18 protein-coding genes are annotated in these 17,437 nt (G+C 73.6%); 5 read left to right on the forward strand and 13 right to left on the reverse strand.

Annotated features, from left to right (window positions below):
• The first annotated feature begins 135 nt into the window (after positions 1-135).
• A complete protein-coding gene (locus AB0B58_RS01250) occupies positions 136-1,191 on the forward strand; it encodes a diguanylate cyclase domain-containing protein (protein WP_360215468.1) in 1,056 nt (351 codons plus the stop codon).
• On the opposite strand, the gene AB0B58_RS01255 is transcribed toward AB0B58_RS01250, so the two are convergent.
• The 9 genes from AB0B58_RS01255 to AB0B58_RS01295 form a co-directional block, all read right to left on the reverse strand.
• Positions 1,172-1,957: an IclR family transcriptional regulator C-terminal domain-containing protein gene (locus AB0B58_RS01255; RefSeq protein ID WP_360215472.1), complete on the reverse strand. Its 786-nt coding sequence runs from the start codon at positions 1,955-1,957 to the stop codon at positions 1,172-1,174. The genes AB0B58_RS01250 and AB0B58_RS01255 overlap by 20 nt on opposite strands.
• A 16-nt stretch (positions 1,958-1,973) precedes the next feature.
• The gene (pcaC, locus tag AB0B58_RS01260; protein WP_360215475.1) at positions 1,974-2,354 is read right to left on the reverse strand and encodes a 4-carboxymuconolactone decarboxylase; all 381 of its coding nucleotides are present in this window, start codon (positions 2,352-2,354) and stop codon (positions 1,974-1,976) included.
• Positions 2,347-3,117 (reverse strand): 3-oxoadipate enol-lactonase, encoded by a 771-nt coding sequence (gene pcaD, locus AB0B58_RS01265; protein WP_360215478.1) that lies wholly within the window; start codon positions 3,115-3,117, stop codon positions 2,347-2,349. Before pcaD ends, pcaC begins: the two co-directional genes overlap by 8 nt.
• Complete coding sequence (gene pcaB / locus AB0B58_RS01270; protein WP_360215481.1) at positions 3,114-4,457, reverse strand: 3-carboxy-cis,cis-muconate cycloisomerase; 1,344 nt, start codon at positions 4,455-4,457, stop codon at positions 3,114-3,116. Before pcaB ends, pcaD begins: the two co-directional genes overlap by 4 nt.
• Complete coding sequence (gene pcaG / locus AB0B58_RS01275; RefSeq protein ID WP_360215484.1) at positions 4,432-4,947, reverse strand: protocatechuate 3,4-dioxygenase subunit alpha; 516 nt, start codon at positions 4,945-4,947, stop codon at positions 4,432-4,434. The genes pcaB and pcaG overlap by 26 nt, the downstream gene beginning before the upstream one ends.
• 150 nt (positions 4,948-5,097) lie before the next feature.
• On the reverse strand, positions 5,098-5,769 hold the full coding sequence (pcaH, locus tag AB0B58_RS01280) for a protocatechuate 3,4-dioxygenase subunit beta (protein ID WP_360215487.1): 672 nt from the start codon (positions 5,767-5,769) through the stop codon (positions 5,098-5,100).
• A complete protein-coding gene (locus AB0B58_RS01285; protein WP_360215490.1) occupies positions 5,766-6,524 on the reverse strand; it encodes a CoA-transferase in 759 nt (252 codons plus the stop codon). The genes pcaH and AB0B58_RS01285 overlap by 4 nt, the downstream gene beginning before the upstream one ends.
• Positions 6,521-7,324: a CoA-transferase gene (locus tag AB0B58_RS01290; protein ID WP_360215493.1), complete on the reverse strand. Its 804-nt coding sequence runs from the start codon at positions 7,322-7,324 to the stop codon at positions 6,521-6,523. The genes AB0B58_RS01285 and AB0B58_RS01290 overlap by 4 nt, the downstream gene beginning before the upstream one ends.
• Positions 7,321-8,460 (reverse strand): 4-hydroxybenzoate 3-monooxygenase, encoded by a 1,140-nt coding sequence (locus AB0B58_RS01295; protein ID WP_360215496.1) that lies wholly within the window; start codon positions 8,458-8,460, stop codon positions 7,321-7,323. The genes AB0B58_RS01290 and AB0B58_RS01295 overlap by 4 nt, the downstream gene beginning before the upstream one ends.
• Before the next feature lie 139 nt (positions 8,461-8,599).
• Between AB0B58_RS01295 and AB0B58_RS01300 the strand changes: the two genes are divergently transcribed.
• From AB0B58_RS01300 to AB0B58_RS01315, 4 genes are read left to right on the forward strand one after another with little or no spacing between them, the layout of a single operon-like run.
• Entirely contained in the window at positions 8,600-9,565 is a 966-nt protein-coding gene (locus AB0B58_RS01300; protein ID WP_360215499.1) for an ABC transporter substrate-binding protein, read from the forward strand.
• Complete coding sequence (locus tag AB0B58_RS01305) at positions 9,562-10,368, forward strand: ABC transporter permease subunit (RefSeq protein WP_360215502.1); 807 nt, start codon at positions 9,562-9,564, stop codon at positions 10,366-10,368. The genes AB0B58_RS01300 and AB0B58_RS01305 overlap by 4 nt, the downstream gene beginning before the upstream one ends.
• Entirely contained in the window at positions 10,365-11,132 is a 768-nt protein-coding gene (locus AB0B58_RS01310) for an ABC transporter permease (protein WP_360215505.1), read from the forward strand. The genes AB0B58_RS01305 and AB0B58_RS01310 overlap by 4 nt, the downstream gene beginning before the upstream one ends.
• On the forward strand, positions 11,129-12,007 hold the full coding sequence (locus AB0B58_RS01315) for an ABC transporter ATP-binding protein (RefSeq protein ID WP_360215508.1): 879 nt from the start codon (positions 11,129-11,131) through the stop codon (positions 12,005-12,007). Before AB0B58_RS01310 ends, AB0B58_RS01315 begins: the two co-directional genes overlap by 4 nt.
• On the opposite strand, the gene AB0B58_RS01320 is transcribed toward AB0B58_RS01315, so the two are convergent.
• The 4 genes from AB0B58_RS01320 to AB0B58_RS01335 form a co-directional block, all read right to left on the reverse strand.
• Entirely contained in the window at positions 11,952-13,412 is a 1,461-nt protein-coding gene (locus AB0B58_RS01320; protein ID WP_360215511.1) for an aldehyde dehydrogenase family protein, read from the reverse strand. The genes AB0B58_RS01315 and AB0B58_RS01320 overlap by 56 nt on opposite strands.
• Before the next feature lie 232 nt (positions 13,413-13,644).
• A complete protein-coding gene (locus AB0B58_RS01325) occupies positions 13,645-14,577 on the reverse strand; it encodes a metallophosphoesterase (RefSeq protein ID WP_360215514.1) in 933 nt (310 codons plus the stop codon).
• Positions 14,578-14,707: 130 nt separating this feature from the next.
• Positions 14,708-15,748, reverse strand: a complete 1,041-nt coding sequence (locus AB0B58_RS01330; protein ID WP_360215517.1) for a BMP family ABC transporter substrate-binding protein — start codon at positions 15,746-15,748, stop codon at positions 14,708-14,710.
• An 8-nt stretch (positions 15,749-15,756) separates the two neighbouring features.
• Positions 15,757-17,361, reverse strand: a complete 1,605-nt coding sequence (locus AB0B58_RS01335; protein WP_360215520.1) for a methyl-accepting chemotaxis protein — start codon at positions 17,359-17,361, stop codon at positions 15,757-15,759.
• Positions 17,362-17,437 lie beyond the last annotated feature (76 nt).

Below are 17,437 nucleotides of genomic sequence, written 5' to 3' on the forward strand. Positions count from 1 at the left end.
GCGACACGCCCGGCCGGGCCGCGGTGTTGTCCCGCATGAGCTCAGCTCGCATGCGCACCCCCGATCTGAGGCTCCACAAGCTGTAGGTGCATGCACTACGGTCGGTTGATCACCAAAGCGGCGAAGGGAGCCCGGTTGACCCCCTCCGATCCGCAGTCGCAGGCCCTGCGGGCACTGCACGCGGTCACCAAGCGCGTGCACGCCAGCCTCGACCTGACCGAGACCCTCGACGCGGTCGCCTGCGGCGTCGTCGAGGCGGCCGGCTTCGGCCTCGCGGCCGTCAACCTCGCCGAGCCGAACGGCGACTACACCACCGTCGCGGTCGCGGGCAGCGACGACGTGCGCAGGGAGCTGCTCGGCATGAGCGGCTCGGCGGAGAACTGGCGTGAGCTGTTCCGCCGGGCCGAGCGCTGGGGCTCGCTCTACTTCGTCGACCACCGCTTCGGCGTGCCGGAATCGCTCTACGTCTGGGTGCCCGACATCGAGCCCAGCGACGACCCGGAGATGTGGCACCCGCTGGACTGCCTCTTCGCGCCGCTGATGGCGCCGTCGGGGGAGTGGCTGGGCGTGCTCAGCGTCGACCTGCCGCGGGGCGGGCGCCGGCCCGGGCCGCAGCAGCAGGAGATCCTGGAGTTCTTCGCCGAGCACGCGGCCATCGCCATCCAGCACGCCCGCCTGCACTCGCGGCTCGAGCGCAGCCAGGCCGCGGCGGAGTACGCGGCCACCCACGACAGCCTCACCGGCCTGGCCAACCGCGCCCTGCTGCGGTCCCGCATCGACGCGCTGCCGGGCCTCGGCGCGCGGCAGGCCGGGGTGCTCGTCGTCGACCTGGACGGCTTCAAGAAGGTCAACGACGCGGCCGGGCACGAGGCGGGCGACGAGGTGCTGCGGATCGTGGCGCAGCGCCTGCGTCACCACCTGCGCGGCGCCGCCGTGATCGCCCGCACCGGCGGGGACGAGTTCGTCGCGGTGCTGGCCGGCGACGACCTCAGCGCCGTCCTGCCGGCGACCGCGCACCGGCTGCGCGCGGCGATCGCCGAGCCGATCTGCGGCGGCACCGGCGTGCACCGCGTCGGCGCCAGCATCGGCTACGCGATCGGCCGGGCCGGCGAGGACTTCTCCCGGCTCGTCGCGGCCGCGGACGCGGAGATGTACACCGAGAAGCGGCGCACTAACGCCCCGGTGCCGTGACCCGCAGGTCGGCGGTGATCCGCTCCGCCGCCGCCAGCAGCGGTGGCAGCAGCTCGGCACGCATCGCGGCGACGGACGTGCGGCTGGCGTGCACGGACACGTTGACGGCTCCGGTCACCGACCCCGAACGGTCGCGCAGCGGCGCCGCCATCGACCGCAGCCCCTCCTCGAGCTCCTGGTCCACGATCGCGTAACCCTGACCGCGGATCCGCTCGAGCTCGGCGCGCAGCGCCTTCACCGAGGTGATGGTGCGGTCGGTGAGCCGCTCGAGCCGCACCCGTTCGAGGTACGCGCCGACCTGGTCGCCGGGCAGATTGGCGATCAGCACCCGGCCCATCGACGTCGCGTACGCCGGGAACCGCGTGCCCACGTTTATCGCCACCGTCATGATCCGCCGGGTCGGCACCCGGGCAACGTAGACGATGTCGTCACCGTCGAGCACCGACACCGACGACGACTCGTGCACCTCCGCGACGAGCCGCTCCAGGTGCGGCTGGGCGACCTCGGGCAGCGACAGGCTGGACAGGAACGAGTAGCCGAGCTCGAGCACGCGCGGCGTCAGCGAGAACAGCCGCCCGTCGGTGCGCACATAGCCGAGGTCGGTGAGGGTGAGCAGGAAGCGCCGGGCGGCGGCCCGGGTGAGGTCGCAGATGCGCGCGACCTCGCTGAGCGTCAGCTCGGCGTGGTGGGCGTCGAAGGCCCGGATGACGGCGAGCCCGCGCTCCAGCGACTGCACGTAGTGCGGCTCGCGGACCTGGTCAGTCATTGCCTGCACCATAGCGTCACGCTGGGGCTTCGTCGTCGGCCAGGGCACCCTGAGCGATCTTGAACGCGGCGTTGGCGGCGGGCACCCCCGCGTAGACGGCGGTGTGCATCAGCACCTCGCCGATCTCGTCGGGCGTGAGCCCCATGCGGCGGGCGGCGCGCACGTGCATGCCCAGCTCCTCGTGGCAGTGCAGGGCGGTGAGCAGGGCCAGCGTGACGCAGCTGCGGGTGCGCCGGTCCAGGCCGTCGCGGGCCCAGACCGCGCCCCAGGCGTACCGGGTGATGAAGTCCTGGAACGCGGCGGTGAAGTCCGTGGTCCCGGCGGCCGCGCGGCGCACGTGCGCGTCGCCGAGCACCTCGCGCCGCACCGACATGCCGCCCTCGTGAAGATCATCCATCCAACGCCTCCAGGATCAGTCGGTTCGCGGTAGCGGCCTGCTCGAAGCTGGCCAGGTGCGCGGCGTCGGCCAGCACCTCCAGTCGGGCGCCGGGCACGGCCGCGGCGATGGCCGCACCGTGCGCGGGCGGCGTCGCCGGATCGTCGGCGCCGGCGACCACCAGGGTGGGTGCCCGGATGCCGGGCAGGTCGGGGCGCAGGTCCATCTGCTCGACGGCGGCGCAGGCGCCCGCGTACCCGATCGCCGGGGTGGCCGCGACCATGTCCCGCAGCCGGCCGACCACCTCGGGGTGTGCGGCCGCGTAGCCGGCGGTCACCCACCGGTCGACGACGGCGGCGGCGACCGCGGCGGTGCCCTCGGCCCGGACCAGCGCGGCACGCTCGGCCCAGGCCGAGGGCGGCCCGAGCCGGGCGGAGGTGCAGAACAGGACCAGCCGGTCGACGCGCTCCGCCGCGTGGGAGGCGAGCCACATGGCGGTCATGGCGCCGAGCGACAGCCCGCAGACGTGTGCCCGCGCGATGCCGAGGCGGTCCAGCAGGTCGAGCGCGTCGCGCCCGAGATCGGCAAGGGCGTAGCGACCCGGGGGTACGGGCGAGCGCCCGTGCCCGCGGGCGTCGTACCGGATGACCCGGAACCGCCCGGCGAGCGCGGGGAGCTGCGGCTCCCACATGGACAGGTCGGCGCCGAGCGAATTGATCAGCAGTAGCGCAAGCGCGTCCCTCGGCCCGTCCTCGCGGTGGTGCACCGCCACGACCGCGCTCATCGTGCCGCCGCCCGCAGCGCGCGGTCGATCAGGGCGCCGGCGCTGCCCACGTAGGTGTCCGGAGCGAGCAGCGCGGCCAGCCGGGCCGGGTCCAGCCGGGCGGTGATCGCCGGGTCGCCGGCCAGGTCGCCGCGGGCGACCGCCGCGCGGACCACCGGGTGTGCCCGGTCGCCCAGCGCCGGCACCAGCGCGGCGGCGACCCGCTCGGCCAGCAGCGCCCCGTGGGTGAGGTCGAGGTTGCCGCGCATCCGGGCGGCGTCGACCCGCAGACACTCCAGCGCCGCACGCAGCTGGAAGGCGGCGGAGCCGGTCGAGCGGAGCAGCGCGCGCAGCGGCAGCCACTCGGCGTGCCAGCCGCCGGCGGCGCGCTGGTGTTCGTGTGCCATGGCGGCGAGCAGGGTCGCGACCAGCCCGGGCGCCTGTGCCGCCGCGGCGGCCGCGCTTATCGCGCGGATCGGGTTGTGCTTGTGCGGCAGCGTCGAGGAGCCGCCCGCGTCGCCGGCCTCGGCCACCTCGCCGACCTCGGTCTGCGCGAAGAGGACGAGATCGCGGGCGACCTTGGCGACCGCGCCCGCGGCGGTGCCCAGGGCCGTGGCGAGGTCGGCGATGCGGGTCCGCTCGGTGTGCCAGGGCAGCTCGGGTTCGGCCAGGCCGAGCTCGGCGCTGTAGGCGGCCAGCATCGCGACACCGGCGTCGCCGGTCCCGTCATCCGGGGCGTAGGCGGCGAGGGTCCCGGCCGCGCCGCCGAGCTGGGCGGCCAGCCGGTGGTCGCGGACCTCGGCGAGCCGGCGGCGGGCGGTGTCCAGGCCGGTGAGCCAGCCCGCGGCGATCAGGCCGAACGTGGTCGGCACCGCCTGCTGCAGCAGCGTGCGGCCCGCGACGAGGGTGCCGCGGTGCTCCCGGGCCAGCGCGGCCGCGCACCCGGCCGCGGCACCCAGGTCGGCCAGCAGCGGCTCCAGCGCGCGCCGGGCGACCAGCATCGCGGCGGTGTCCACGATGTCCTGGCTGGTCGCGCCGCGGTGCACGAGGCGCGCGGCGTCGCCCGGCACGGCCGCCCGCAGCCGCCGGATCAGCGGGACGACGGGGTTGCCGGTGGCTGCGGCCTCGGCGCCCAGCTCGCCCGGGTCCACGACGAGCCCCGCGCAGGCCGCGACCACGGCGTCGGCGTCGGCACCGGCGGCGAGCCCGGTCCGCGCGGCCGCCCGGGCCAGGGCCGCCTCGGCGTCGAGCAGGGCGCGCACCCAGGCGGCGTCGCCGGTCGCGGCGCGCACGTCCCCGGCCGCGAGCACGCCGTCGAAGAGCCCGGCGGCGCGGTCAGGCGGCGAAGAAGACGGTCTCATCGGGACCCTGCAGGGTGATGTCGAAGCGGTAGCCGTCCCCGGACCTCTCCGCGAGGAGGGTGGCGCGCCGCCCGGCGGGTACGGCCGCGAGGACCGGGTCGGCCTCGTTCGCCGCCGGCTCGTCGGCGAAGTAGACGCGGGTCACCAGCCGGTGCAGCAGCCCGCGGGCGAAGACGGTCACGTCGATGTGCGGCGCGCGGCCGCCGACGGCGCCCGGCTTGAGCGTGCGGATCGCGTACCGGCCGTCGTCGTCGGTGGGGCAGCGGCCGAAGCCGCGGAACCCCGCCGCGTGGAACTCGCCGTCCGGGCCGGCCTGCCACGTCTCCACCAGCGCATCCGGTACCACGTCGCCGCCGCCGTCGCGGACCTCGCCGCGCAACCACACGGCGCCGGGCGCGCCGTCCGCCACCACCAGCGGACCCTCGTCCCAGGACAGCCCGATCGACAGGTACGGCCCGACGGTCTGCGCTGGCGTGACGAGCTCGCTCATGTCCTCACCTCCGCTGGCGCTCCGGCGATGACATGAGTTTCCGACTGAGTTGATGATTCGCTCGCAAGCTCGCTCATGTCCTCACCTCCGCTGGCGCTCCGGCGATGACATGAGTTTCCGACTGAGTTGATGATTCGCTCGCAAGCTCGCTCATGGCGTCTCCATCGGGGTCGCGGCGGCTCCGGACAGGACGATGTCGAAGCGGAAGCCCAGCGCCCACGACTCGACCGTCGCCGACAGGTCGAAGCCCGCGACGAGCCGGTCCCGGGCGAACCCGGGCACCGAGTTGTAGATCGGGTCGTGGGCGAAGAGCGGGTCGTCGGGGAAATACATCTGGGTGACCAGCCGCTGGGTGAACGCCCGCCCGAAGACCGAGAAGTGGATGTGCGCGGGCCGCCACGCGTTGGGGTGGTTCCCCCACGGGTACGCGCCCGGCTTGACCGTGACGAAGCGGTACCGGCCCTCGGCGTCGGTCATGGTCCGGCCGAACCCCGTGAAGTGCGGGTCCAGCGGCGCGTCGTGCCGGTCCCACCGGTGCCGGTAGCGCCCGGCCGCGTTGGCCTGCCACACCTCGAGCAGCGTGTCGCGCACCGGCCTGCCGTCCGCGTCGCGGACCCGCCCGTGCACCACGATCCGCTGGCCCTGCGCCTCGCCGTCCGGGGCGGCGGTCAGGTCCGCGTCGGCCGCGGCGACCGGGCCCTCGCCCAGTACCGGGCCGGTCAGGTCGGCAGGCGAGCGCGGCAGCAGGATCGGCGCCTGCCGCGGCGCCCGCAGGATCGTCGACCGGTAGCCGGGGGAGAGCAGCGGGGGGTGTGGATTCATGTCGTCACCTTCGATCCGGTCAGCGCGCGCAGCGCGGTCAGTTCTTCCTCGCTCGGCGGCTCGGTGGTGCCCAGCGCGGCGGCGACCCGCAGCGGCCAGCCCGTCGCCGCCACGGCCTGCTCGGCGGTGACGCCCGGATGCACCCGGGTGAGGGTCAGCTCCCGGTCGTCCGGGTCCGGCTCGAGCACACCCAGGTCGGTGATGACCAGGACCGGTCCGCGGCCGCGCAGGCCGAGCCGTTCCCGGTCGCCCGGGCCGGTGCCGTGGCCGACGGAGGTGACGAAGTCGACCCGGTCGACGAACGTGCGCGGGCTCTGCCGCACCACCACGATGACCTCGCCGCAGGACGCGGCGATCTCGGGCGCGCCGCCCGCCCCGGGCAGCCGCACCCGGGGATCGGCGTAGTCGGCGCCGATGACCGTGGTGTTGATGTTCGCGTACCGGTCGATCTGCGCGGCGCCGAGGAAGCCGACGCCGATCCGCCCCGGCTGCAGCCAGTAGTTGAACATCTCCGGCACGCTGACGACGGCGTCGGCGGTCTCCGCGAGCACCCCGTCGCCGATGGAGAGCGGCAGCCGGTCCGGCTTGGCGCCGATGGTGCCGGACTCGTAGACGAGGATTAGCTCCGGCGCGTGGGTGCGGCGGGCCAGGTTCGCCGCGGTGCTGGGCAGTCCGATCCCGACGAAGCAGCGGCTGTCCCCGCGCAGGGCCCGCGCGGCGGCGACCGTCATCATCTCGTCCGCGCTCCACGTCACGCCATCACCTCCGCCAGCCACCCCTGGAAGGCCTCCCGGTCCCGGCTGATGGCGTCCCAGGCCTGGTAGTAGTCGTTGTCGCGGTCGCTGAAGCCCATCGCGTACGACGGGTGCGCGCCGCCGGGCACCACCGAGACCCGGGTGACCGCCCAGCCGGGCAGCACGACCGCACCCGGCGTCGGGGGCAGCTCGTCCACCACCTCCTCGACCGTGACCAGGGAACGGGCGGAGGCGAGCACGACCTCCTTGTGCACCCCGGTGATGCCCCAGAACTGCACGTTGCCGTGCCGGTCGGCGCGCTGCGCGTGCACGATGCCGACGTCCGGGTTGAGCGCCGGCACGGCGGTGAGCGTCTCGCCGGTGAACGGGCACCGGATCGGCGCGATGGTGGCGGTGTGTTCGCTCAGGTCGGTGCCGAGGTAGCCGCGCAGCACGGCGAAGGGTAGCCCGGAGGCGCCGGCCACGTACCGGTTGGCCATCCCGGCGTGGCTGTGCTCCTCGATCTCCAGCGGCGCGGGCCAGGAGTGCTGCACGGCGTCGCGGAAGCGGTGCAGCGAGCCGACGCCGGGGTTGCCGGCCCAGGAGAAGACCAGCTTGGCCGCGCAGCCGGCGCCGATGAGCTGGTCGTAGACGATGTCCGGGGTCATCCGCACCAGGGTCAGGCGGCGCCGCCCCTGCCGGATGATCTCTCGCCCGGCGGCGACCGGGATGAGGTGGGTGAAGCCCTCGAGGGCGACGGTGTCGCCGTCGTGGACGAGGTCGGCCACCGCCTCGGCCAGCTCGACGATGCGGGCGGTCAACGCGGCAGCCCGACGTAGTTCTCGGCCAGGGTCGTCGCCGCGGCCGTCGAGCCCGTCACGTACGCCAGCTCGGCGAGCTGCACCCGGTGGCCGAACCGGTCGTCGCCGGCGTGCCGGTGCAGCATCGTGGTCATCCAGTTGGAGAAGCGCTGCACCTGCCACACCCGCCTCAGGCAGGTGTCCGAGTACGCGTCGAGCAGCCCGCCTGCGCCCTCGCGGTAGTGCGCCGTCAGCGCCTCGGCCAGCACCCGGACGTCGGCGACGGCCAGGTTGAGCCCCTTGGCGCCGGTGGGCGGGACGATGTGCGCCGCGTCGCCAGCCAGGAAGAGCCGGTCGTGGCGCATCGGCTCGACCACGATGCTGCGCATCGGCGTCACCCCCCGTTCCAGCACCTCGCCCTCCTCCAGTGGCAGCCCGAGCCGGGTTCGCAGCTCGTCCCAGATCCGGGCGTCGGGCCAGTCGGCCAGGTCGGTGCCCGGCTCCACCTGCAGATACAGCCGCACTATGCCGGGCGTCCGCATGCTGTGCAGCGCGAAACCCCGTTCGTGGTACGCGTAGACCAGCTCGGCGGCGGCGGCGGGGGCCCGGGCCAGGATGCCCAGCCAGGCGTACGGGTGCGCGCGCTCCGCCGTGGTCAGCGCCCCCGGCGGCGCGGCGGCACGGGCGACGCCGTGCGAGCCGTCGCAGCCGGCCACGAAGTCGCACTCGAGCAGCCGTTGCCCGCCGTCGTGCCGGTACCTGATCACGGTGCCCTCGACGCCGGTGACCTCGGCCTCGAAGTGCAGCGGCCCGGTGCCGGTGCGGGCGGCGATCAGGTCCTTCACGACCTCCTGCTGGCCGTACACGGTGATGGTCTTTCCGGTCAGCCCCTCCAGGTCGATGCGGTGGCCGGCGCCGTCGAAGCGCAGCTCGATGCCGCGGTGCACCATGCCCTCGCGGCGCATCCGGGCACCGACGCCGAGCTCTTCGAGCAGGTCGGCGGTGTCGTGCTCGAGCACGCCCGCGCGGACCCGGCCCTCCACATAGGATCGGGAGCGCCGCTCCAGGACGACCGAGTCGATACCCGAGCGTTCCAGCAGCCGGGCCAACACCAGACCCGCCGGGCCGGCCCCGACGATGCCGACTTGGGTGCGCACTTGCGACCTCCCGGGTAGCGGATCGATCTCGATCGTTGACGTGAGCCAGGACACACGCCTACGTTCTCCATGAGAACTTACGTGCGGAGAGCGCACAACAACACCCCCGCGATTTTCAGCTTCCCTAGGAGGTCCTGATATGCGCCGGTTCATCGCCGGGATGGCCGTGCTCGCGCTCGTCGGAGCCGGGGCGGGCTGCGGGTCGTCCGACTCGGGCGACACCCCCACCAGCGAGGGCGGGGTCGCGCAGGTCAAGGTCGGGATCATCCCGATCGTCGACGTCGCGCCGATCTACCTCGGGCAGCAGAAGGGTTTCTTCAAGACCCGCAACATCGAGTTGACCATGGAGAGCGGCCAGGGCGGTGCGGCCATCGTGCCCGGCGTCGTCAGCGGGCAGTTCCAGTTCGGCTTCAGCAACATGACCTCGCTGCTCATCGCGCAGACCAAGAACGTGCCGGTCAAGGTGGTCGCCAACGGCGTCGCGTCGACCGGCGAGGCCGGTAAGGACTTCGGCGGCGTGGTGGTGCGCAAGGACAGTCCGATCACCAAGGCCGCGGACCTGGCCGGCAAGAAGATCTCCGTCAACACCCTGAAGAACATCGGCGACACCACCGTGCGCGAGTCGGTGCGCAAGGCCGGCGGCGATCCGGGCGGCATCGACTTCGTCGAGATGCCGTTCGCCAACATGCCGGCCGCCGTCGAGAACAACCAGGTCGACGCCGCCTGGGTGGTCGAGCCGTCGCTGTCGGCCGTGACCGCCGCGGGCGGCCGCGTCGTGGCGTGGAACTACGTCGACGCCGCGCCGAACCTGACCGTCGCGGCGTACTTCGCCTCGGCCAAGCTCATCGCCGACGACCCCGACCTGGTCAAGCGCTTCACCGAGGCGACGAACGAGTCCCTCGCGTACGCCGACGCGCACCCCGACGAGGTCCGCGCGGTGCTGGGGTCGTACACGAAGATCGACCCGAAGGTCCGCGAGTCGCTGACCCTGCCGAAGTGGCCCACCGAGATCAATAAGCCGTCGGTCGAGACCCTCGCCGAGCTCGGCGCCAAGGACGGCATCTTCGGCAGCGCCACCCCCGACCTCTCCAAGATCCTGCCGTGACCGCACCCGGCGCGGCAGCGCCGCGGACGAACAGGGGAGGCCGGGCGCTGCTCGGCCTCTCCGGCCTTGCCGGGCTGCTCGTGCTGGTCGAGGTCCTGCCCCGGACCGGCCTGGTGTCCGACGAGTACCTGCCGCCGACCAGCCGCATCCTCGCCGCGCTGGCCGGCGAGGCGGCAACCGGCCCGTTCTGGGTGGCCGTCGGCGACACCCTGACGGCGTGGGCGATCGGCCTGGCCATCGCGGTCGCCGCCGGGGTCGCCGCCGGCATCCTGATCGGCGCGGTGCCCGTGCTGCGCGCCGTCACCGCCTCGACGGTCGAGTTCCTGCGGCCGATCCCGTCGGTCGCGCTGATCCCGCTCGCCGTCCTGCTGTACGGCTCGGACCTGGGCTCGACCCTGCTGCTCGTCGTCTACGCGGCGTTCTGGCAGGTCCTGGTCCAGGTCCTGTACGGCGTCGCCGACGTCGACCCGGTCGCCGACGAGACCGCACGCAGCTTCCGCCTCACCGCGTTCGCCCGGGTCCGCCACGTGCTCTGGCCGACCGCGCTGCCGTACGTCTTCACCGGCGTGCGCCTCGCCGCCGCGGTCGCCCTCGTGCTCGCGGTCACCACCGAGATGGTCATCGGCGCGCCCGGCCTCGGCTCGGTGATCGCGGTCGCGCAGACCTCCAACGCGATACCCACCATGTACGCCCTGATCGTGGTCACCGGCCTGCTCGGCGTCGCCATCAACCTCGGCGCCCGCTCCGCCGAGCGGCACCTCCTGTCCTGGCACCAGTCCGTGCGCGGGGAGACCCCGGCATGATCAAGCGGCTCCTCCTGATCCTCGGCCTGCCGGTCGTCCTCTTCGTCACCTGGTACGCGGCCAGCGCGAACAGCGAGAACTTCTACGCCCCGCCGCTGCGAGCGATCCTGGTCGCGTTCGCGGACACCTGGACGCCCGAGCGGCTGCGCGCCGACTTGCTGCCGAGCCTGGCCCGCCTCGGCGCCGGCTACCTGCTGGCGGCCGTGCTCGGCGTCGCGCTGGGCGTCGCGATCGGCGTGAACCCGAGGCTGCGCGCCGCCGCCGAGCCCGTGCTGGAGTTCTTCCGGGCCATCCCGCCGCCGGTGCTGGTCCCGGTGATCATGCTCTTCGCCGGCATCGGCAACGGCATGAAGGTCATCGTGATCGTCTCCGGCTGCGTCTGGCCGGTGCTGCTCAACACCGTCGAGGGCGTCCGGGCCGTCGACGGCGTGCTGTCGGACACCACGCGCGCGTACGGCGTCACCGGCGCGGCGCGGCTGCGGTACCTGGTGCTGCCCTCGGCGTCGCCGCAGATCTTCGCGGGGCTGCGCCAGGCGCTGTCCATCGCGATCATCCTGATGGTGATCAGCGAGATGTTCGCGGCGAGCAACGGCCTCGGCTTCACCATCGTGCAGTTCCAGCGCAGCTTCGCGATCCCGGAGATGTGGAGCGGCATCATCCTGCTCGGGCTCCTGGGCTTCGGACTGTCCGAGTTGTTCCGGCTCGCCGAGCGTTCCACACTGGCCTGGTATCACGGCCTGCGCGACGCACAGCGCCGGTCGTGAGGGAGGACGACACCATGCTCGAGGTCAAGGGCCTGCGTAAGGTCTACCGCTCCGGCGGCCGGGAGCGTTCCGGCGGCCGCGAGCGTTCCGGCAGCCGCGAGGTGGAGGCGCTGCGCGACCTGACGTTCACCGTCGGGGCCGCCGAGCTGGTCTGCCTGGTCGGCCCGTCCGGCTGCGGCAAGACCACGCTGCTGCGCTGCATCGCGGGCCTGCTGGACCCCACCGGCGGCGAGGTGCGGGTGGACGGCAGCCCGGTCGCCGGTCCGCCGCCGGGCATGGCGGTCGTCTTCCAGGAGTACGGCCGCAGCCTGTTCCCGTGGATGAGCGTGCGGGACAACGTGGAGTTGCCGCTGCGGCGCAAGCGGCTACCTCGCTCCCGCCGGCGCGAACTGGTCGCCGGGGCGCTGGACGCGGTCGGCCTGGACGGCACGGAGTCCGCGTACCCGTGGCAGTTGTCCGGGGGCATGCAGCAGCGGGTCGCGATCGCCCGGGCCGTGGCGTACGAGCCCACGATCCTGCTCATGGACGAGCCGTTCGCGGCGGTCGACGCGCAGACCCGGGCGGACCTGGAGGACCTGGTCCGGTCGCTGTGGCGCCGGCTCGGGGTGACCATCCTGTTCGTCACGCACGACATCGACGAGGCTGTCTACCTCGGCCAGCGCGTCCTGATGCTGTCGGCCTCGCCGACGGTCGTGCAGGACGAGCTGACCGTGGACCTGCCGGCCGAGCGCGACCAGCTGCACACCCGCGCCGACCCGCGCTTCACCGCGCAGCGCGCACACGTCTACGCGCAGATCCAGGCGGCGAAGGCGGGACAGACTAGAACGGGAACTGCTTCGGGCGTTGCTGGAGGGTTATCCAGCGCAGATCGGTGAAGGCCTCGACTCCGGCGCGGCCGCCGAACCGGCCGTAGCCGGAGTCGCCGACCCCGCCGAACGGCGCGGTCGGGTCGTCGTCGACGGACTGGTCGTTGACGTGCGCGATGCCGGTCCGTAGCCGCCGGGCGACGCCGAAGCCGCGGTTGAGGTCCCGGGTCAGCACCCCGGCGGTCAGCCCGTACGGGCTGTCGTTGGCGATCGCTATCGCCTCTTCCTCGTCCTCCACGGTCAGCACTGTGGCCACCGGGCCGAAAATCTCTTCGGTGTGCACGAGCATGTCCGGTGTGACGCCGGCCAGCACGGTCGCAGGGTAGTGCGCGCCGTCCGGGGTGCCGCCGCCGCTGAGCACCCGGGCGCCGCCGGCCACGGCCTGGTCGACCAGGCCGGCCACCCGGCTCGCCGCCTCGGCGTTGATCAGCGGCCCGATCACGGTGTGCGGATCCGCGGGGTCGCCGGCGGGCAGGGACTTGGCCTTCTCGGCGAGCCGCGCGGCGAACTCGTCGGCGATCGAGCGGTGCACCAGGACCCGGTCGGCGGACATGCAGATCTGCCCCGAGTTCAGGTACGCACCGAAGGCGACGGCGTTGACCGCGTACTCCAGGTCGGCGTCGTCGAGGACCAGCACCGAGTTCTTGCCGCCGAGTTCGAGGACGGCCGGCGTCAGGTGCCGGCCGGCGATCTCGCCGATGCGCCGGCCGACGCCGGTCGAGCCGGTGAAGTTGACCCGGCGCACCCGCCGGTCGCCGATCAGGGCCTCGGCCACGGCCGCCGCGTCCGCACGGTCGTTGGTCAGCACGTTGAGCACCCCGGGCGGCAGCCCGGCGTCGCGCAGCACGTCGGCGATGAACAGCGCGCACGCCAGCGGCGCCTCCTCGCTGGCCTTGACGACGACCGTGTTTCCGGCGGCGAGCGGCGCGGCGACCGCGCGGGCGCCGAGGATCAGCGGCGCGTTCCACGGCGCGAAGGCGGCGACCACCCCCGCCGGCTGCCGGATGGCCAGCGACAACGCGCCCGCGTCGGCGCCGGCCAGGACCTCGCCGACCGGCAGCGTGGCCAGGGCGCCCGCCTCTCGGAACATGGCGGCGGCGAGGCGCACGTTGAACAGCGACCAGCCCAGCGTGCCGCCGGTCTCGTTCGCCATCAGCGTCGCGGCGTCGGCGCCGCGCTCCTCGAGTAGGTCGCCGGCGCGGGTCAGGACGCGCCGGCGCTCGGTGGGCGCGGCGGCGGCCCAGCCCGCGAGGGCGGCGGCGGCCGCGTCCACGGCGAGCGTCACGTCGACGGGGGAGGCGGCGGCGACCCGCGCGACGACGCCACCGGTGTGCGGGCTGAGGTCCTCGGTGGTCCGCCCGTCCGTCGCGGCTACCTCCGCGCCACCGATGAGCAGGCTTCTGGTCTCGGTCACGGGGCAACCTCCCGGGGGGTGTTCGGTGTGCGAACACATGTACGCACCCGAATGTGCTGGAAACGCTAACGCCGCGCAGTGACCCGCGCAAGCCGGGTGCGAGGTTCGGGTTGTAGAGCGTCAGCTGCACGGTGGCGTTCTGCTCGCCGGGCAGGAAGTACAGCGGGTCGACGAAGTCGTGTAGACGATGGCGGCGGCGCCCGGGCGGGAGATCGAGGCCGGGTGAGACCGCTCAGCGGCAGGTGCCGGTGCCGGAGTCGGTGAAGGTGCCACCGGGCACCGGCAGGAAGTCCCAGCGGAAGGTGCCCGGCCGCAGGATCAGCCGGAGCACCCCGAGGGTGTGGTTGTTACGCCGTTCGCTGTTCGCGGCGGCTGGGCCGACCGGGTGCAGCGGGGCGCCGCCCGTGCCGACGATGATCTGCCGGATGCCGCGATCGGGATCCGGGCGCCCGGTCGGCGTCTGCGGCGCGAAGCGTTCGTAGGCGTGATCGTGCCCGGCCAGCAGCAGTTCCGTCCCGGCGTCGTAGAGCGTCTGCACCAGCGGACGGGTCTGCGTCGTCGGCGGGTGGATCGTCGCCGAGGAGAACAGCGGGTGATGCACCATCGCGACCGTGCAGTCCCCGGCGGCGGCGAGGTCGGCGCGCAGCCATCGCTGCTGGGCGGAGCCCACGCCGCAGCCGCCCGGCACGGACCCGCAGTTGGTGTTGAGCACGACCACATGCCAGGCGCCGACGTCGTACGAGTAGTAGGCCCTGCCCCGCGGACCGGCCGCCGCGCCGAAATAGTCGAAGTAGGGTGCCGCATTCCCGCCGCCGTAGTCGTGGTTGCCGATGACCGGGCGGGTCCGGGCCTTGACCTTGCTCCAGGTGGGCGCGTAGCACCGGGCGAAGTCGGCGCGGCTGCCGTTCGGGTACGCGTGGTCGCCCAGGGTGAACACGGTGCCGGCGTTGCGCCGGAGAATGGCGAGGGTCCGGCTGTCGCCCGTGGTGGCGCAGTCGGCGATGTCCCCGGCGCCGATGAGAATCGCCGCGGGCGCGCCGGCGGCGGCACCCGCACCGCGGGCCGCCGCACTGTCCGCCGGGGCGGTCGCGGGGCGCGGCTCGGCCGAACAGGCGGCGAGGGCCGTGCACAGCAGGATCGCCGGCAGCCCGGATGGACCTCCCATGTGCCCCACGCTAGTAGCAATCAACCCGCGCCACCGGACGATTCGCACCGCTCGGTGTACCGCTCGCGGTTCACCCACAATTCGGTGCGCCTGCGCTCCTGGGCCGACGCACCGCGGCGCTGATCAGGCGCTATGGGGTCGTCGGCACCTTGACCGAGCCGCCGAGGATGCGGTAGCGCGCCGCCTCCAGCCGGGCCCGGTACGGCCGGAGCGCCGCGTTCGAGGTGGCGTACCCGACGCCGTCGACCTCGAGGTCGTAGCGCTTCACGCCGCCGGACCGGTCGCCCTTGACGAACGCCTGGATCTCCTGGAACACGCCGTTGTCCACGCGCTTGAGCATCGACGTCAGGATCCGCGGCTTCACCGCGCCGGAGGCGCCGGCGTACTGGTCCGAGTCCACGCCGATCGCCCAGGCGCCGGGTTCGGCCGCAACCGCCTCGAACACGCCCGAGCCGGAGCCGCCCGCCGCGGCGTAGACCACGTCCGCGCCGTCGGCCAGCAGGCGCTCGGCGGCCGCCCTGCCCTTGTCGGGGGAGCCGAAGCCGCTGAAGTCGGGGGGCGAGCTCAGGTAGCGCGCCTCGACGCGGATGCCGGGGTCGACGCTGCGCGCCCCCGCGGCGTAGCCCGCCTCGAACTTGTTGATCAGGGGGACGTCGACGCCGCCGACGAAGCCGACGCGGCCGTTCTTCGACGCCAGGGCCGCGGCGACGCCGACCAGGTACGAGCCCTGCTCCTCGGAGAAGAGCAGGGAGACCACGTTCTTCGCCTCCACCGACGAGTCGTCGATGATCGCGAACAGGGTGTCGGGGAACTCCTTGGCGACGGTGCCGACCGCGCCCGCGTACAGGAAGCCGACGGCGATCACCGGGTTGTTGCCGCCCTGCGCCAGCTCGCGCAGGCTCTCCGCCCGGCCCTCGTCGGTCTCGGCCTTGGCGGTCACCTCCGTCGCCTCGACCAGCAGTTCCTTGCGGGCCCGGTCCAGGCCTGTCCCGGCGGCGTCGTTGAAGCTCTTGTCGCCGCGTCCCGCGCTGTCGTAGGCGATACCGACCCGGATGCTCTCGCTGCCGAGGCCGGTCAGCGTCTGCGTCGAGACGGCGGCCGGCGCGGCGGTGCACGCCGACAGGGCGGCGACCGCGAGGACGGCCAGGCCGGCGGTGATCTTCTTGCGCATCTGCATCCTCAATACCTGAACTGGCCGACGGCGTCGCGCAGCTTGGTGGACATGCGGGTCAGCTCGGCGGCGGCCTCGCGGGAACGGGCGATCTCGTCGGAGGTGGCCGACGTGGCGGCCGCCACGGAGCGGATGTTCTCGGCGATGGTGGCGGTGCCGCTGGACGCCGCGAACGCGCCCCGGTTCATCTCGCCGGTGGTGGCGGTCTGCTCCTCCACGGCGCCGGCGATGCTCGTCTGGTAGTCGCTGATCCGGGCGATGACCCCGCCGATGTGCCCGATGGCGGTGACCGCTGCGTCGGTGTCGCCCTGGATCGCCCGGACCAGGGCGTCGATCTGCTCGGCCGCCCGGGCGCTCTCCTGTGCCAGGTCTTTGACCTCGCCCGCGACGACGGCGAAGCCCTTGCCCATCTCGCCGGCCCGGGCCGCCTCGATGGTGGCGTTGAGGGCGAGCAGGTTGGTCTGTCCGGCGATGCTGGTGATCAGACGCACGGCGTCGCCGATCGCCGACGACGAGGTGCCCAGGTTCGCTACGGTCCGGTTCGCGTCCGCGGCGGCGGTGACGGCCTCGGCGGCCACGTTGGCGGCGTCGGTGGCGTTGCGGGAGATCTCCTCGATGGAGACGCCCATCTGCTCGGAGCCGGCGGCCATCGTGTCGACGTTGCGGCTCACGTCCTCGGCGGCGCCCGCGACCAGGTCGGCCTGCTTGGACGTGTCGCCGACCGCCCTGGCGAATGCGCCGGAGACGGCGTCGAGCTCCGTGGAGGTCCGGGCCAGCGCGTCCGCCTGCTCCGCCACATCGGAGACGATGGTGCGCACGCTGGTGACGGCCTGGCCGAGGGCGGCCGACATCTGTGCCACCTCGTCGCGTCCGCCGGCGGGCGGCACGACGGTCAGGTCACCCCCGGCGACCTCGCGCAGGGAGTCGCGGGCGACGCCGATCGGCCGCACGATGCTGCGGGTCACCACGTACGCGAACACCGCGCCGAGCAGCAGCGCGAGCCCGGTCGCGACGCCGATCGCCCACTGCGCCCGGGTGGCGTCGCTCGCGGACTGCCGGACGGCCTCGACGCTGCGCGCGTCGACCGAGCCGGCGAGCTTCTGCGCCGCCACCATGATCCGGTAGTAGCTGTTCCAGCTGTCGTACATGGCGATCTGGTCGGCGCTCCATAGTGCCTGCGGTGTGCCCGGCTTGTACGCGGCCACCAGCTTGTCGTCGACCTCGACGTAGGTGCCCAGCTCGGCGCGCACCTGGTCGAACAGGGCGCGCTCGGCGGCGGTGAACGCGCCGGCGTCGACCTGGCCGAGGAACCGCTGGAACGTGTCCCGCTCCTGCCGCCACGCCTGGTACGCGACCGAGTCCCCGCCGAGTGCCCGGGAGGCGCCGAGGCGGTAGATGTCGTTGATGTAGCCCGCCTGCCAGCCGTTCAGCGTGGCGGCGTGCGTCTTGATCTCCTCGGCCTGCCGGGTGACCACCGTCAGCCGGCGCACGTCGTTGGCCGAGGTGCGCTGGTCCACGATCGTGCCGAACGCCATCGCGGCGACGCCGAGCAGGAGCAGGAGGACCGCGGCGAAGGTCCCGGACAGCCGGGTGCCGATGGTGAACCGCCGCACGTCGTTTTCCCTCCGGAGGAACACCGGTGCGGCAGATGCCGCCCGATCTCGGATATCGGCCGCCGGCCTCGTCATC

The sequence above is a fragment of the Actinoplanes sp. NPDC049118 genome (assembly GCF_040648555.1).
GTDB lineage: Bacteria > Actinomycetota > Actinomycetes > Mycobacteriales > Micromonosporaceae > Actinoplanes.